This window comes from Stenotrophomonas sp. PS02301, assembly GCF_029959485.1.
Classification (GTDB): Bacteria; Pseudomonadota; Gammaproteobacteria; order Xanthomonadales; family Xanthomonadaceae; genus Stenotrophomonas; species Stenotrophomonas maltophilia_Z.
Genome location: NZ_JASCOO010000005.1, coordinates 24203 through 40285 on the forward strand (window position 1 = coordinate 24203; position 16083 = coordinate 40285).

Below are 16083 nucleotides of genomic sequence, written 5' to 3' on the forward strand. Positions count from 1 at the left end.
AGCGCCGTGGCCCGTGTCGATCAGACCGCCGCATCGCGTGCCCGCGGGCAGCCGTGCACGCGGTCTGTCGCTGCTGGAGATGCTGCTGGTGGTCGCCCTGATCGCGATCATCGGCGTGGTCACCGCCACCGCGATGAACGGTGGCATCGATGGCCTGCGGCTGCGCAATGCCGGCAAGGAGATCGCCACCCAGCTGCGCTACACCCGCACGCAGGCCATCGCTACCGGCCAGACGCAGCGCTTCGTGATCGACCCACGTGCGCGGACGTGGCAGGCGGCCAATGGTCGTCACGGCCAGATTCCCGCCGCGCTGGACGTCCGCTTCCGCGGGGCGAGCCAGCTCAGCACCGCGCCGGGGCAGGGCAGCATCGCCTTCTTCGCCGACGGCGCGGCCAGTGGCGGCAGCATCGACCTCAGCACGCGCGGCGCGGTGTGGGAGATCCACGTCGGCTGGATCACCGGCGAAGTCCGTGCCGGCCCGCGCCGGGAGGGCGGATGAAGCGTCAGCGCGGCTATTCACTGCTGGAGGTGATCATCGCCTTTGCGCTGCTGGCGTTGGCGTTGACCCTGCTGCTGGGCAGCCTGTCCGGTGCGGCCCGTCAGGTCGGTCAGGCCGACGTGCGCAGCAGGGCCACGCTGTATGCGCAGTCGCTGCTGGCCAGCACGGGCGTGGAGACGCCGCTTCAGGAAGGCAGCACGCAGGGCGAGTGGGAGCAGGGCAGGTACCGCTGGCGATTGCAGGTGGAACCGTACGCGGAGCCGCGCACGACCACCGCGCCGGTGACCACCGATGTCGGCGGCCCGACCCTGGCGCAGATCACCCTGCAGGTGCGCTGGGGCGAAGGCAACGGCGAGCAGTTGCAATGGCGCAGCCTGCGCTTGTTGCCGCCGGTAACGGGCGCACCGCGATGACGCTGCGCGCGCGCCGCGCCCGCGGCTTCACCCTTATCGAAATCCTGCTGGCGACCGCGCTGCTGGTCGGCGGCCTGGCGCTGGCCTTCGCCACCGTGCGCTCGGCCATGGCAATCAGCCAGCGCGGCGAGCGCATGGCCGCCCAGAACGAGCGCATGCGCGCGGTCGAAGGCTTTCTGCGGCGTCGCCTGTCCACCGCGCTGGTCATCGCGACCTCGCCCCCGGATCCCACCCGTGACCCGGTGTACTTCATTGGCGAGCCGCAGCGGATGCTGTTCGTCTCCGATCTGCCCGGCTACCTCGGCCGGGGCGGGCCGTATGCGTATGAGCTGCAGGTCCGTCGTGCGGGTGGGCAGGACCATCTGGAGATCGGGCTGACCCTGCTGCAGAACGGCGAGGCGATCGAAGAAGACCCGCCGCGCCCGCCGGAGATGCTGGCCGATCAATTGCGCGAGGTGCGCTTCCGCTATCGCGGCACCGATCCACGCACCGGCCAGCTCACGCCGTGGCTGGACCGCTGGGACGATACCCGGCGGCTGCCGCTGCTGGTGTCGATCGAGATCGCACCGCTGCAGGGGCCGGCGTGGCCACCGATGATCGCAGCGCTCCCGCCGCCGCGCGGGGATCGCCGATGAGGCCGGCGCGCGGTGCCGCGCTGGTGCTGGTGCTGTGGTTGATCGCGCTGCTCACGGCGGTGATCGGCGCATTCGCGCTGAGCGCGCGCGTGGAGCACATGCAGCAGCGCGTGATCGGCGACGACGCCATCGGCCAGGAGTACGCGCGCGCGGGGCTCGAATATGCCCTGCATCGTCTGCAGCCCCGCGCCAGTCAGCCGGCGTGGGTGGCTGACGGTCGCCGCTACCGCTGGACCTTCGACGACCGCCGGATCGACCTGGCGATCCTCGATGAGAACGGCAAGGTGAACCTGAATCTGGCCGATGCCAGCTTCCTCGCTGCTTTCCTGCGTGCGATGGGAGAGGCGCCGGGGAGGGCCCAGCAGCTGGCCGGCGCCATCGTCGACTGGCGCGATGCCGACAGCCTCAAACAGCCCGGTGGCGGCGCGGAGACGCCGGACTACGTCGCGGCCGGCCTGCCCTATGGCGCACGCAACGCGCGCTTCGAGACCGTGGGCGAGCTGCAGCGCGTGCTGGGGATGGATGCGGACCTGTATGCGCGGATCGAGCCGATGCTGACCCTGTACAGCCGCCAGGCGCGGCCCGACCCGCGTTTTGCAGCCGGCCCGGTATTGACCGCGCTGGGGCTGGATGCCGAACGCCTGCTGGCCGAGCGGGAACGTGCGGCGACGGGCGATCAGGCCGGATTGCCTGCCGCACCGCTTGCAGGTGGCAGCGGCACCTATAGTATCGAGAGTCGCGCCACGGACGAACGCGGCCGGATATCGGTACTGCGCGCCGTGGTGAGGACGGGGTCGGCAGGCACGCCGGGAACGGCATACACAGTACTTCGCTGGGAACAGGGAATGGCAGCAAGATGACGGCATGGCGTGACAGTCTGGTGCGGGCCCGCGGGCGCTTGTCGCCTGGCGTGGGCAGCAGCCTGCGCTGGTGGCGGCAGTCCTTGCTGGCCTGGCTGCCGGTGCGGTGGCAATGGGCGATGGGCTGGTCGCGCTCGCGGCTGCTGTTGCAGCGCGATGGTGAGGTGTTGCGCCTGCAACGCCAGACGGGCGAGCAGATCGAGGCGATCGCCGAGCTGCCTTGGCCGGTATCGCCGGCCACCCTGGATACCGTGCTGGATGCGCGCCTGCGCAGCTTGCCGCGGCATTGGTTGCTGCCTGCCGGCAGCGTGTTGCGGCGCCCGCTGCGGCTGCCCGCCGCGGCCGCGGAGCGGCTGCGCGATGTGGTCGGTTTTGAAATTGATCGGCAGACCCCCTTCGATGCCAGCCAGGTCAGCTACGACGTGCGCGAGCTGGGGGCGCTGCCGGATGGCCAGTTGCAGGTGGAGCTGGTGGTGATCCCGCGCGTGCAGCTGGAGCAGTGGGCGCAGCAGGCCGGGCCGTGGGCGCAGGCCGTGGCCGGCATCGATGCGGTGGATGCCACTGGCCAGCCGCTGGATGTCAATCTGCTGCCGGTCGCGCAGCGGCAGCCGTATCGCGACCCGATGGCGCGCTGGAACGGGCTCCTGGCCGTGGGCGCGATCGTGCTGCTTGCGCTGGCCGGCCATCAGCTGATCGACAATCGCCAGGCCGCGGCGGACCAGTTGCGTGAGCAGGTCGATGCCGCCGCGCGTGATGCGCGTCGGGTTGCCGCCGAACGGCAGCAACTGCAGCGTCTGGTCGAAGGCGCCGCGTTCCTGGAGGGCAAGCGTGCCGAGCATGCGAGCACGGTGGAGATCTGGAATGAGCTTACCCGCCTGCTGCCCGATGGCACGTATCTGGAAAAGATGTCGATCGAAGGCAGCACGCTGCAGTTGATCGGGCTCAGCCGCGAAGCCTCGCAACTGGTGCCGCTGCTGCAGGACTCGCCGCTATGGCGCAAGGTCAACCTGACCGGCGTGCTGCAGGCCGATGGGGCGACCAGCGGCCGCGACCGTTTCACGCTGACTGCCGAGCTGCAGCCGCTGCCTGGTGCGACACCGCCTGCCAAGGAGGTTGCCGATGGCAGCACACCCGACGCGCCGTGATCGCTGGCTGGCACTGGGGCTGCTGTTGGCGGTGATCGCCGTGGCCTACCTGCTGCTGGTGCATCCGTGGTTGACCCGCCCGTTGCTGGCGATCAACGCCGACATCACTGCCGTGCAGGAGCGCCAGCAGCGCGTGGAGGCGCAGTTGGCCCAGCGCGGCCAGATCGCCACCCAGCTGGGCGAGGTGCAGGCGGCGCTCGAAGGCCGCCCCGGCTTCCTGCGCGAGGCCACGGCCGAATCGGCCGCTGCCGCGCTTTCCAGCCGCCTGCAGGATGCGGTGGCCTCCGCCAGCCCGGGCAATCGCAGCTGCACGATCAGCAATCGCACGCCACTGCCTGATGCCAGTCGCGAACCGGCCTTCCCGCGCGTGGCCCTGCAGGTGCGCCTGCGGTGCGGCGTGCCGGAGATGGCCGCCGTGCTGCACACGCTGGAGACGGGGACACCGCGCCTGTTCGTGGACAACCTCAATCTGCTGGCGCAGCGCTTCCAGCAATCGCCAAGTGAAACCGGCACCGGCCTGGACGTGTCGTTCGAACTGGTCGGCTATCTGCGCCCGGGCGCCGCACTGGAGCCCGGTGCGCCTGCGCCGGCACCCCTTCCGCTGCCGGCGGGACAGGACGCTGGGCAGAACGCTGACCCAGGTGCGGCCCTGCCCAGCGATGCGGCCGAACCCGCGCCGGTATCGGACGCTGCGGAGGAGGTTGAGCATGAAGCTTGAGGCAGCCGGCCTGCGCACTTGGTGGCTGGGGGGCATCGCGCTGTGGGCACTGGCGATCTGGATCGCCACGCTGTTCGGGCTGGGCAGCCGTATCGCGCCGGCCACGGATGGCGATATCGGCCCCGCGCCGTTGCCGCAGCTGGCACCGGCCGCGCCGGAGCGCATGGCCTCGGCCAGCACCTATGCGCAGATCGGTACGCGGCCGCTGTTCGCCGAAGACCGGCAGCCGCGCCCGTATCTGCTCGGCGGCACCGAGCAGGGCACCGCCAGCAGCGTCTCGTTGACCGGCGTACTGCTCACGCCTGACTTCGCCATGGCCATCCTGACCACCGATCAGCGCCAGTCGCTGCGGTTGCGCTTGAACGGTGAGGCGGTGAACGGCTGGCAGCTGCTGGCGCTGGAACCACGCCGGGCCACGGTCAGCGGGCCGGGTGGCACCCAGACGCTGGAACTGCCGGTGTTCAACGGCCAGGGCGGCGAACCGCCGACGGTACTGGGCAGCCCACAGCTCACCACGGTTCCACCGGCCGGTACCGGGGCCCGCCCGATCAATGGCGCAGCCGCCCCGGTGCCCGCACCACCGCCGGCTGCACCCCCTGCGCCGCAGGCAGGAACGCCCTCGAATGCGGCGGCCCCCGCGCAGAACGCGCAGGGCCCCAGCGAAGACCAGATGAAGGCGATCCGCGAGCGCATCCAGGCGCGCCGCCAGCAATTGCAGCAACAACAGCAACAGCAGTCGCAGCAACCGCCCGCGGGCGGCTCCGGCCACAACCCTTAGAGTGACAGCATGACCCTGCGCCTTTTCCCCGTGTCTTTCCTTGTCGCCCTGCTGGTGGGCTGCACCACCGTGCCCGCGCCGGAGGTGCGCCGCGATGCGGTCCTCGACAGCCACCAGGTGGTCGCCGGCGATGGATCCCACGCAGGCGTCGATGCCGAGCCACTGGGAACCAGCAGTGCACCGCAGGCGGTGATCCGCCGCGGCACCGGCACGATGATCAACCGCAGCGCCGCCGCCGCGCCGCAGCCATCGCTGGGCAATGCCTCCACCGGCAATGCGACCTTCAACTTCGAAGGCGAATCGGTGCACGCCGTGGTCAAGGCGATCCTCGGCGACTTCCTCGGCCAGAACTACGTGATCGCGCCGGGCGTGCAAGGGACCGTGACCCTGGCCACGCCCAAGCCGGTGTCCTCGGCGCAGGCCTTGAACCTGCTGGAAATGGTGCTGGGCTGGAACAACGCACGCATGGTCTATAGCGCAGGCCGCTACAACATCGTGGCCGCCGATCAGGCGCTGGCGGGCACTGTGTCACCCAGCACCGCCTCGCCGGCCAATGCGCGTGGCTTCGAAGTGCGCGTGGTGCCGCTGCAGTACATCTCCGCCACCGAGATGAAGAAAGTGCTGGAGCCGTACGCGCGCCCGAACGCGATCGTCAACGTCGACAACGGCCGCAACGTGATCACCCTCGGTGGCACCCGCAGCGAGCTGGAAAACTACCTGCGCACGGTGGAGATCTTCGACGTGGACTGGCTCTCGGGCATGTCCGTGGGCGTGTTCCCGATCCAGTCCGGCAAGGCCGAGCAGGTGGCCGCCGATCTGGAGAAGGTGTTCGGCGAGGAAAGCAAGACTCCCAGCGCCGGCATGTTCCGCTTCCTGCCGCTGGAGAATGCCAACGCGGTACTGGTGATCACCCCGCAGGCGCGCTATCTCGATCAGATCCAGCAATGGCTGGACCGCATCGATACCGCCGGTGGCAGCGCGCGGCTGTTCTCCTACGAGCTGCGTTACGTCAAGGCCAAGGACCTGGCCGAGCGCCTGGCCGAGGCCTTCGCCAACGAGAACGGCCGCAGCGGCCGTGGCAGCAGTTCGCTGGCGCCGGGCGCGTCGCCGATGGACCTCGGCAGCCGCGATGGCAACAGCAACAGCAATTTCTCCAACACCGGCAGCAGCAACGGCGGCAGCCGCGGCGGGTTGGGCGATGGCACGATGAACCTGCCGCAGCGTCAGTCCGGCAACGCCAGCTTCAGCCTGGAAGTGCAGGGCGATACGGTCGGCGTGTCGGCGGTGGAGGAAACCAACACCTTGCTGGTGCGCTCCACCCCGCAGGCCTGGCGCTCGATCCGCGAAGTGATCGAAAAGCTCGACGTGATGCCGATGCAGGTCCACATCGAAGCGCAGGTGGCCGAGGTCGCGCTGACCGGTGACCTCAGCTATGGCGTGAACTGGTTCTTCGAGCAGGCCGTGGCCACCGGCAAGACCGAGAGCGGCATCGACCTGCCCAGCGCGCTTGGCCGTTCGATCTGGGGCAGCATCTCCGGCTCGGTTGGCAGTGATGGGGTCGGCTGGACCTTCCTCGGCAAGAACGCCGCCGCGGTGGTCAGCGCGCTGGATAAGGTCAGCAACCTGCGCCTGCTGCAGACCCCCTCGCTGTTCGTGCGCAACAACGCCGAAGCCACCCTCAACGTGGGCACCCAGATTCCGATCAACTCGGTATCGGTCAATACCGGCGTGGGCGGCGACAACACCTACAGCCAGGTCCAGTACCTGGATACCGGCGTGATCCTCAAAGTGCGCCCGCGGATCACCCGCGATGGCGTGGTGTTCCTGGACATCGTGCAGGAGGTCAGCTCGGCCGGCGCGATCCCCAGTGGCTGCGACCCGGCCCGCACCACCTGCAACCCGCCGATCAATACCCGCAAGATTTCCACCGAAGCGGCGGTGCAGAGCGGTGACACCATCATGCTCGCCGGCCTGATCACCGATTCCGGCGAAGACGGTTCCAGCGGCGTACCGGGCCTGAGCAAGCTGCCGGTGATCGGTGCGCTGTTTGGCCGGAAGACGTTGAAGTCCGAACGCTCCGAAGTGATCGTGCTGCTGACTCCGACCATCGTGCGCAACGCGCAGGAGTCGCGGAACCTGACCGACGAGTACAGCAGCCGCTTCCGTGCGATGGAGCCGTTCCCCGAGCGCAAGGGCAAGCGCTAGCGATGCCAGGCCCCTGCTGTCATCGCAGGGGCCGATCTTGTTACGCTGGCCGCGCCCAAGGGAGCCTGCGATGACACAGCGACACGGCGAAGACGGCAGCACGCAGAGGTCGGCATGAGCACGGTCATCCTGTTGCCGATCGGGGTCGACGATGCCGCGCTGGACCGCTGCCTGGCCGCGCTCGATGCTGGCACCGCGCCAGGCACCGCGATCTGGCTGGCCGACGATGGCCAGGCCGGCCCGCGGGCCCAGGCCGTGATCGAACATTGGCTTGCACAGACGCCGCTGCAGGCCGAGTACACCCGCCGCGCCCGCGCGATCGGCGAAGTCGCCCATCTGGATGAAATGCTCGCAGCGTGTACCGGCGCCGATGTGGTGGTGCTCGCCCCGGATGCGATCCCGGCACCGGGTTGGTTGCAGCAGTTGGAAGCCTGCCTGGCCCGCGATGCCTCGATCGGCTCGACCACGCCGTGGTGCAACGCCGGTGAGACGGCCGCCTGGCCGCGTCTGGGCGAGATCAATCCGCTGCCGGACGATCTGGATCTGGCCCCGCTGGCCCAGGCCTGCGCGGCGATGCCGCCGCTGCATCCCGAGCTTCCCTCGGCGGTGACGCACGCCGTGTTGTTGCGCGGCAACGCCCGGCGCAAGGCCGGCGGGCTGGACATGCACAGCTACGCGTCGTGGAATGCGGCGCTGATCGACCTCAGCCTGCGCATGGCCGGGCTCGGCTGGCGCAACGCGCTGTGCGAGACCGCCTTCGTCGCCCGCGTGGCTGAGGGCGTGACCGGCGAGGGCGACATGGAGGCGTTGGCGACGCGCTGGCCGGCCTGGTCGCCGCGGCTGGCCGGCTTTCTGATGGCTGATCCACTGCAGCAGGCACGCCACGACCTGCAGCAGCAGCACCGGCAGGCGATAATGCCCAAGGCGCAGGGCGATCTGTTCGCGCCGCCTGTCATTGCCGCCCCGGAGTCGCCCGTTTGAGCCCTGCCATCGCCGCCATCATCGTCAGCTACCAGAGCGCCAGCACGCTGGACGCCTGCCTGCTGCGCCTGCGCGAGGCGCGCGACATCGCCGAAATCCGCGTGGTCGACAACGATTCCACCGACGGCACCCTGGAGATCGTGCAGCGCCATGCCAGCGCCGATCCGCGGGTGCGCTTCATCGCCAATCCGGACAACCCCGGCTTTGCCGCCGCCAACAACCAGGGCGTGGCCGACAGCCAGGCACCCTGGCTGGCCTTCATCAACCCGGATCTGATGGTCGGCCCGGAGACCCTGGCCCAACTGCGCGCACGCGCGCTGCCGCTGGGTGACTGTCTGCTGGGGGTCGAGCAGGTGGACGAGGAGGGCCTGCCGGACGCTGCGGTGCGCCGCCGTGATCCGGATTTCGCCGCGATGCTGCGCAACCCCGGGCAGGGCGGCAAGCTGGCGATCCCGGTCGACCGCAGCCAGCCGCTGCAGGTGGTGCCGGCCCTGTCCGGCGCATTGCTGCTGATGCCGCGCGCCCTGTTCGAGCGGATCGGCGGCTGGGATGCGGGCTACCGCCTGCACGCCGAGGACCTGGACCTGTGCCGGCGCGCACGCGACGCCGGCGCGGTGATCGCGATCGCCAACGACCTGCAGGTCACCCATGTGCGCGGTGTCTCCAGCCGCTCACGGCCGTTCTTCGTGGAATGGCACAAGCACCGCGGGCTGTGGCGGTACTTCCGGAAATTCGAGGCGCCGCAACGTGCCTGGCCGGTGCGCTGCGCGGTGTGGGGCGCGATCTGGGCGCATGCGCTGGTGCAGGTCCCGCGACTGCTCCGCCGCCGGTGAGCATCCGCGCACCCACTTCGGCACCGGGGCGATACGTGCCGTGAACGCATTCCACGCTGAGGGCACTGGCCGTTGGTCGGGCACGGTGGCAGGCGCATAATCTCCAGCATGATCATCCAGTCCCTGCTCGACACCGACCTGTACAAGTTCACCATGATGCAGGCGGTGCTGCATCAGTACCCCGGCGCGCAGGTGCAGTACCGGTTCAAGTGCCGGACCCCGGGCATCGACCTGGCGCAGTTCATCGACCAGATCAACGCCGAGATCGACCACCTGTGCAGCCTGCGCTTCAGCGCCGAAGAGCTGGACTACGTGCGCGGCCTGCGCTTCGTCAAACCGGATTTCGCCGATTTCCTCGGCCTGTTCCACCTGGACCGCAAGTACATCGCGCTGCGCCCCTCGACCACCGTGCCCGGTGAGATCGATCTGGACATCACCGGGCCCTGGCTGCACACCATCCTGTTCGAAGTCCCGCTGCTGGCGATCATCAACGAGGTCTGGTTCCGCAACACCACCGACTCGGATTTCAGCGAGGGCGAGCGCCGCCTGCAGGCCAAGACCGCGCTGCTGCGCGATACCCCCGGCTTCGAGCTGTGCCGGATCGCCGATTACGGCAGCCGCCGCCGTTACTCGCGTGAGTGGCACGGGCGGATGCTGCCGATGCTGCGCGACGCGCTCGGTGCGCAGTTCGTGGGCACCAGCAACGTGCATTTCGCCCGGCTCTACGGCATGACCCCGCACGGCACGATGGCCCATGAGTACCTGCAGGCCTTCCAGGCACTCGGCCCGCGCCTGCGTGACTCGCAGGTGGCCGCGCTGGAATCCTGGGCACGCGAGTACCGCGGCGATCTGGGTATCGCGCTGTCGGACGTGGTCGGGCTGGAGGCCTTCCTGCGCGACTTCGATATGTACTTCTGCAAGCTGTTCGACGGCGTCCGCCACGATTCCGGGGATCCCTTCACCTGGGGCGACCGCATGCTGGCCCACTTTGAAAGCCGCCGGGTGGATCCACGCAGCAAGGTGCTGGTCTTCAGCGACGGGCTGAACATCGAAAAGGTGATGCAGCTGTTTGATTACTTCCGCGGCCGCTGCCAGGTGGCCTTCGGGGTCGGCACGCACCTGACCAACGACCTGGGCCCGACCCCGCTCAACATCGTCATCAAGATGGTCCGCTGCAACGGCCAGCCGGTCGCCAAGCTGAGCGATTCGCCGGGCAAGAGCATGTGTGATGACCCGGGGTATCTGGCGTATCTGCGCCAGGTGTTCGAGTTGCCGGCCGAGGGCTGAGTGCTCCGGCTCGGCGGTCGCCCCGCCGTGGTGTCACACTTTTCGGGAGGGTCGGCCGGGGGCATCCCAGACCTGTGATTGCCCTCACGGCCGCCCGGCGCGTCGGGTATCCCACGTTTCCGTTCAGCCCGGCCGCCGCGGGTGACGCGGCGCGTCAGGAAACGACGCAGCGCGCTTGCTATGCAGGAAAGCCAGATGTGCCACAATATTGTGAGGCGTAGTTCACACTTTTGACCGACATCGATGCCGGTAATTGCCCGTATACCGCCTCTGCATCGTGGTTCGTCTAGGCTTTTCAGATGAATTCATCAGCATTGCTTGATTACTACCGTGCCCATGCGTGCTCTACTCAGTGGCGCGGCTTCCTGCTCGCGCTCTGTGAAGAGTTCGACAGCGCGTTGCCCGATGCCGAACTGGCCCGGCTGATGGCGCGTATCGGTGAGCGCTTCGGCCGTGACCACGCACTGCCGGCGGTCGCCACGCTGGACGAACTGCAGCATGCGGCCAACGCCGTGTGGTCGTCGACGGAGTGGGGACAGGTCGTGTTCGAGGAAGCGCCCGAACAGGTGCGCATCCATCACGCGGCGTCGCCGTTGTCGGCGGTGCTCGGCACCCGCGCCGGGTGGGAGACCGGGTTTCTCGAAGGTGTGTACCGGCAGTGGTTCCGCGCCGCCGGGATGATGTCGGTGCTGGATGTGCGCTATCTGCAGAGCGACCATCCCGATGTAGCCACGTACACGCTGTCGCGTGTGTTCTGAATCTCTCCCCCTTTCGATGGTGCCATGAGCAAGCTTCAGCAACCTGCCGATTCAGAGAGCCACGACGACGTGGCCGGTCTCTTCAACCGCCTGGGGGACCGCGATGACACGCGTGCTTACCGGGATTTCTCTCATAGCCAGTCCCGCGTCAGCACGGTAGCCAAGCCGCGCGACGAGGTGCCGCCGCCGATTCCGGCCGTGGTCCTGCCGCCGGTGCCCAATGCCGCAGCGGTGATCGCGCCTGCCCAGACTGCTCCGGTGGAGACGCCGGCCAGTGCCGCACCGGCACAGAAAACACCGCTGGAACAGCTGTTCCAGCGACTGGCCGGTGCGCGTAGCGCGACGCCGGGGCACAGCCCGCTGAGCCGGCTGCGCGGGGCGTGAAACGTAGCCGGTGATCGCTCGCCGCGCCCTTCGGGGTGGGGCGGGAGTGCCGGCTGATGCAAGGGGATGCCGCTGCGTGCGGCCGTGTTGGGGAACATCATGAGCAAAACTTCCACCCCGAGAGGGGATGCCGTTCTGGCCCGCTTGGCGCTGCTTGCGCTGGTGGTCGGCGGCGCCATGCTGCTGGCCTTCGTGATCACCGTGCCCATGGAGATCGGTCAGCAGTTCCTGTTCTCGGCCGTGGTGTTCCTGATCGCCCTGTGCCTGCGCAATCGCGAGAGCCGGTTGATTCCGCTGGTGTTGATGGGCCTGTCGCTGGTGATGTCCACGCGCTACATGTACTGGCGCCTGACCGACACGATGGGCATGAGCAGCTTCGTCGATCTCACTCTGGGCCTGGGCCTGGTGGCCGCCGAGGTGTACTCGTTCATCGTGCTGGTGCTGGGCTACTTCCAGGTGGCCTGGCCGCTGCATCGCAAGCCGATGCCGTTGCCCGAAGACCAGTCGCTGTGGCCCACCGTGGATGTGCTCATCCCGACCTACAACGAGCCGCTGTCGGTGGTACGCACCACCGTGCTGGCGGCCACCGTGCTGGACTGGCCGGCGGACAAGCTCAACATCTACCTGCTCGATGATGGCCGCCGCGAGGAATTCCGTGAATTCTGCGAGGAGGTCGGGGTGCAGTACATCACCCGGACCAACAACAGCCACGCCAAGGCCGGCAACATCAATGCGGCGCTGAAGAAGACCACGGGCGAATACGTGGCCATCTTCGATTGCGACCACATGCCGACCCGCTCGTTCCTGCAGATGTCGATGGGCTGGTTCCTGTTCGACGAGAAGATGGCCGTGGTGCAGACGCCCCACTACTTCTTCTCGGCCGATCCGTTCGAGCGCAACCTGGGCAACTTCGGGCGCGTGCCCAACGAAGGCGAGCTGTTCTACGGCTTGCTGCAGGATGGCAACGACCAGTGGAACGCGACCTTCTTCTGTGGCTCCTGCGCAGTGATCAAGCGCGGCCCGCTGGAGGAAGTGGGTGGCGTGGCCATCGAAACCGTCACCGAGGATGCGCACACCGCGATCCGTCTGCACCGTGCCGGATACCGCAGTGCCTACATCCCGGTGCCGCAGGCGGCCGGCCTGGCTACCGAGAGCCTGTCGGCACACGTCGGCCAGCGCATCCGCTGGGCCCGTGGCATGGCGCAGATCCTGCGGGTGGACAACCCCATGTTCGCCAAGGGGTTGAGCCTGATGCAGCGCATCTGCTACACCAACGCGATGCTGCACTTCTTCTATGGTCTGCCACGGATCATCTTCCTGACCGCGCCGCTGGCCTTCCTGTTCTTCGGCGCCCACGTCATCCACGCCTCGGCGCTGATGATCCTGGCCTACGCGCTGCCGCACATCGTGATGGCCAACCTGACCAACCTGCGCGTGCAGGGCAAGCATCGCCATCTGCTGTGGAACGAGGTGTACGAGACCACGCTGGCCTGGTACATCCTGCGCCCGACCCTGATGGCGGTGATCAATCCCAAGCTGGGCAAGTTCAACGTCACCGCCAAGGGCGGCTTGGTCCAGCGCAGCTACTTCGATGCGCAGATCGCCCGCCCGTACCTGTTGCTGCTGTTGTTGAACCTGCTGGGCGTGGTGGCCGGCATCGTGCGGATGGTGATGGCCGATACCAGCGGCGAGGTCAACACGATCTGGTTGAACCTGGGCTGGACCGTCTACAACATGATCATGCTGGGCGCGGTCATCGCCACCTCCAGCGAACAGCGTCAGATCCGACGCTCGCACCGCGTGCCGCTGAACATGCGGGCAGTCCTGCACCTGCCCGATGGCCAGGCATTGCCGTGCCGCACGCTGAACTTCTCCACCGGTGGCATGGCGCTGCGGCTGGACCAGTCCCAGCCCGTGCAGCCGGGTACGTACGTGGAGGTTGAACTGGCCCATCGCCAGCGCAGCGAGCGCCTGCCGGCCGAAGTGCGGCACGATCGCGACGACCAGGGCATCAGCATCCAGTTCGGCGAGCTGACCTTGGAGCAGGAACGCTGGCTGGTCACCTCCACCTTCGCCCGTGCCGACATCTGGGTGAAGCTGTGGGGTCGTCATGACCGCGATACGTTCCTGCGTTCCACCACCGACGTCCTCAAGGCCAGCATGCGCGGCTTCCACCGCCTGGGCAGTTTCGTTCTTGCGGGAGGCCGCAAGGATGGCCCCACCCCGCCGCGCACCGGAGATTCCGCATGACCCGTCGTGACCGTTCCCTGTTCCGCCCGGTGCGCGTGCCGCGTCCGTCCGCCGCAGCGGTGGCGTTCACCCTGACCCTGCTGTGTGGCGCGGTCTACGCGCAGGATCCTGCGGTTCCCGCAACGGCCACGCCCGTCGTTGCACCCGCCGATGCCGCCCCGGCAGTGCCCGTGCCGCCTGCCGCGCCAGCGGCTGGTTCGCGGCAGAGCCGCTCCACGCTCAAGCAGCTCGGCATCGATTACGAGATCACCCTGCGCGGCATCCAGGGCACCGCTGGCGTGCCGTTCTCGGTGCGCAACGACCAGGTGGTCGATCGCGCCTCGCTGCATCTGAAATACAGCTATTCACCGGCGCTGTTGCCGGATCTGTCGCACCTGAAGGTCACCGTCAACGACGTCACCGTGGCGACGTTGCCCACGCCGGTCGAGCAGGCCGGGCGGATGATCGAGCGCGACATCGATATCGATCCGCGCATGATCATCGATTACAACCGCATCAACCTGCAGTTGATCGGCCACTACACCCGCGAATGCGAGGATCCGGACCACACCAGCCTGTGGGCCAACATCGACGCCGGCAGCTATCTGGAACTGGGCTGGGCGCCACTGCAGCTGACCAATGATCTGTCGCTGCTGCCGGTGCCGTTCTTCGATGCCCGTGACACCAACCGGCTTGAACTGCCGTTCGTGTTCACCGGTCAGCCGGGGCAGGGGCTGCTGCAGTCGGCCGGTATCGTCTCTTCGTGGTTCGGCGCGCTGGCCGGCTATCGCGGTGCGCTGTTCCCGGCCTCGATCGATACCGTGCCGCTGGAAGGCAATGCGGTGGTCGTGGCCACCCCGCGCAACCCGCCGGCCGGCCTGGTGCTGCCCGACATCAGCGGGCCGACCCTGGCCGTGATCGCCAATCCGAACGATGCCAACGGCAAGTTGTTGCTGGTGCTCGGCCGCGATGACGGTGAGCTGCGCATCGCGGCCACCGCGCTGACCCTGGGCACGCCGTTGTCCGGACCGACCGCCAGCATCGGCGATTTCAAGGAGATCGCGCCGCGCAAGCCGTACGACGCGCCAAAGTGGGTGCCCAGCGATCGCCCGGTGCGAGTCTCCGAACTGGTCCAGCAGACCAGCGAGTTGAATGTGGTCGGTTACCACCCGGACCTGATCCGGATCGGCCTGCAGCTGCCGCCGGATCTGTTCACGTGGCGCCGTGATGGCATCCCGCTGGATCTGCGCTACCGCTACACGCTGCCGGAAGGCGCGAACAAGTCGGCGCTTAACATCAGCATCAACGATGCTTTCGTCACCACGCTGCCCTTGAACGGCCGCCCCGCACCGCGCTCAGTGTCGGAGATGCTGTGGAACAAGATGAAGGCACCGGGCGTGATGCCGATCCAGCAGAAGGTGATGCTGCCGACCGGCCCGTTCTCGTCCAACAGCCAGCTGCGCTTCCACTTCTTCTTTGATCGCCCGCAGGCGGCCGAATGCAAGAACACCTTCCCGGATGTGTCCGCGGCGATCGACGGCGACACCAGCATCGATCTGAGCGGCTTCGACCATTACATGGCGATGCCCAACCTGGCCGCATTCGGAAATGCCGGTTATCCGTTCACGCGTCTGGCCGATCTTTCCGAGACCGTGCTGGTGCTGCCCAACAACCCCAACGCCGATGACGTCGGCAATGTGCTGACCCTGCTCGGCCGCATGGGTGCCTCGACCGGTTACCCGGCGCTGCGCAACCGCATCATCGCTGCCGGCCAGGTAGGCGAGCACGCCGGCCAGGATCTGGTGGTGCTGGGGTCGCGTCGCAGCCAGCCGCTGTTCGGCGAGTGGGCCGCGCACCTGCCGATCGGCGAGGCGGGGCAGTCGCGCCGTTTCCAGCTGTCGGACTGGGTGTTCGAGCGGATGCCCTCGTTCCTGTCGCCGGATGCGCGCCGCACCGATCTGCCGACCACCGCCGAAGTGTCGGTGCGTCCGGACGCTGGCGATGTCGTGCTGATGGGCTTCGAGTCGCCCCTGCGCAAGGGGCGCAGCGTGATCGCGGTGATGGCCGATGATCCGGCGCAGGTCAACCGCCTGTTCGAGGCGTGGTTCGACCCGGACCGTCTGCGTGACTTCCAGGGCAGCGTGGTGCTGCTGCAGAAGGACAAAGTGCGCAGCCTGGCCGGCAACCAGACGTATTACGTCGGCCACCTGCCGCCGCTGACCTGGCTGCGCTGGTACTTCTCGCAGAGTCCGCTGCTGTTGGCTGGCTTCGTCGGTCTGGCCTGCCTGCTGTTGGCCCTGATCGCGCGCTGGCTGCTCAAGCGCAACGCCAAGTCCCGCATCGGGCTGTCAGGCTGAG

15 protein-coding genes are annotated in these 16083 nt (G+C 68.1%); all 15 read left to right on the forward strand.

What is annotated here, in order from left to right:
* Positions 1–79 precede the first annotated feature (79 nt).
* Positions 80–499 carry a GspH/FimT family pseudopilin gene (locus QMX81_RS02335; RefSeq protein ID WP_226956624.1) on the forward strand — a complete coding sequence of 140 codons (420 nt, stop codon included), beginning with the start codon at positions 80–82 and terminating at the stop codon, positions 497–499.
* Positions 496–912, forward strand: coding sequence for a prepilin-type N-terminal cleavage/methylation domain-containing protein (locus QMX81_RS02340; protein WP_282258088.1), 417 nt, complete (start codon positions 496–498; stop codon positions 910–912). Before QMX81_RS02335 ends, QMX81_RS02340 begins: the two co-directional genes overlap by 4 nt.
* Complete coding sequence (locus QMX81_RS02345; protein WP_282258223.1) at positions 909–1547, forward strand: type II secretion system protein J; 639 nt, start codon at positions 909–911, stop codon at positions 1545–1547. Before QMX81_RS02340 ends, QMX81_RS02345 begins: the two co-directional genes overlap by 4 nt.
* A complete protein-coding gene (locus QMX81_RS02350) occupies positions 1544–2407 on the forward strand; it encodes a type II secretion system protein GspK (protein WP_282258090.1) in 864 nt (287 codons plus the stop codon). Before QMX81_RS02345 ends, QMX81_RS02350 begins: the two co-directional genes overlap by 4 nt.
* Entirely contained in the window at positions 2404–3552 is a 1149-nt protein-coding gene (locus QMX81_RS02355; RefSeq protein WP_121042636.1) for a PilN domain-containing protein, read from the forward strand. The genes QMX81_RS02350 and QMX81_RS02355 overlap by 4 nt, the downstream gene beginning before the upstream one ends.
* Positions 3521–4270, forward strand: a complete 750-nt coding sequence (gene gspM / locus QMX81_RS02360; protein ID WP_152152466.1) for a type II secretion system protein GspM — start codon at positions 3521–3523, stop codon at positions 4268–4270. Before QMX81_RS02355 ends, gspM begins: the two co-directional genes overlap by 32 nt.
* A complete protein-coding gene (locus tag QMX81_RS02365; RefSeq protein WP_121042640.1) occupies positions 4260–5048 on the forward strand; it encodes a general secretion pathway protein GspN in 789 nt (262 codons plus the stop codon). Before gspM ends, QMX81_RS02365 begins: the two co-directional genes overlap by 11 nt.
* A 9-nt stretch (positions 5049–5057) precedes the next feature.
* Positions 5058–7253: a type II secretion system secretin GspD gene (gene gspD / locus QMX81_RS02370; RefSeq protein ID WP_282258101.1), complete on the forward strand. Its 2196-nt coding sequence runs from the start codon at positions 5058–5060 to the stop codon at positions 7251–7253.
* A gap of 114 nt (positions 7254–7367) precedes the next feature.
* On the forward strand, positions 7368–8234 hold the full coding sequence (locus tag QMX81_RS02375; protein WP_282258103.1) for a glycosyltransferase: 867 nt from the start codon (positions 7368–7370) through the stop codon (positions 8232–8234).
* Positions 8231–9067, forward strand: a complete 837-nt coding sequence (locus tag QMX81_RS02380; protein ID WP_152152412.1) for a glycosyltransferase family 2 protein — start codon at positions 8231–8233, stop codon at positions 9065–9067. The genes QMX81_RS02375 and QMX81_RS02380 overlap by 4 nt, the downstream gene beginning before the upstream one ends.
* A gap of 108 nt (positions 9068–9175) precedes the next feature.
* The gene (pncB, locus tag QMX81_RS02385; protein WP_121042648.1) at positions 9176–10354 is read left to right on the forward strand and encodes a nicotinate phosphoribosyltransferase; all 1179 of its coding nucleotides are present in this window, start codon (positions 9176–9178) and stop codon (positions 10352–10354) included.
* Between the two features lie 299 nt (positions 10355–10653).
* The gene (gene bcsD, locus QMX81_RS02390; RefSeq protein ID WP_226956620.1) at positions 10654–11112 is read left to right on the forward strand and encodes a cellulose biosynthesis protein BcsD; all 459 of its coding nucleotides are present in this window, start codon (positions 10654–10656) and stop codon (positions 11110–11112) included.
* Between the two features lie 24 nt (positions 11113–11136).
* Entirely contained in the window at positions 11137–11496 is a 360-nt protein-coding gene (locus QMX81_RS02395; protein WP_121042652.1) for a hypothetical protein, read from the forward strand.
* Between the two features lie 99 nt (positions 11497–11595).
* Positions 11596–13746, forward strand: a complete 2151-nt coding sequence (gene bcsA, locus QMX81_RS02400) for a UDP-forming cellulose synthase catalytic subunit (RefSeq protein ID WP_152152410.1) — start codon at positions 11596–11598, stop codon at positions 13744–13746.
* Positions 13743–16082 carry a cellulose biosynthesis cyclic di-GMP-binding regulatory protein BcsB gene (gene bcsB, locus QMX81_RS02405; protein WP_193222790.1) on the forward strand — a complete coding sequence of 780 codons (2340 nt, stop codon included), beginning with the start codon at positions 13743–13745 and terminating at the stop codon, positions 16080–16082. The genes bcsA and bcsB overlap by 4 nt, the downstream gene beginning before the upstream one ends.
* The last annotated feature ends 1 nt before the right edge of the window (position 16083 follow it).